At 62.4% G+C, this 343-nt stretch carries 1 pseudogene; it reads right to left on the reverse strand.

The features are described 5' to 3' along the window. Positions 1–343: pseudogene (locus SB765_RS28525) on the reverse strand (hypothetical protein); the annotation flags it as partial.

Here is a 343-nt window from a genome sequence, read left to right on the forward strand (position 1 = left end):
GGTTCGTGGTAGCGCTGTTCGAGTTTATCGTCGCTGTCCTTCATCGCTTGCTCGACCATACGCGGCCGCTCTACCGTAGGGTCAATCGGTACAAACGGCCCTCTACCCGCCATCGGCTCCAGCGAAGGCACCTTCTGCGCCGCCCACTCCCGGTGCGTGGCGCGAATGGCCTGGAGGATCTGCGAGGTCTGCAACTGGTAGGCGCGCATGGGGTCTTCACGCCAGACCTGGCGCTTCACCACCCAGTTCAACCGCTGATGGTTGAGTTCCTGAATCAGGCCAACGGTATCGTCGAGCACCACCGCCAGCACGCCGTTCTCCAGCTTGTGCCGGTTCATCGCGT

It is taken from the genome of Pseudomonas sp. SIMBA_067 (assembly GCF_046534675.1).
In the GTDB taxonomy this organism is placed as follows: Bacteria; Pseudomonadota; Gammaproteobacteria; order Pseudomonadales; family Pseudomonadaceae; genus Aquipseudomonas; species Aquipseudomonas putida.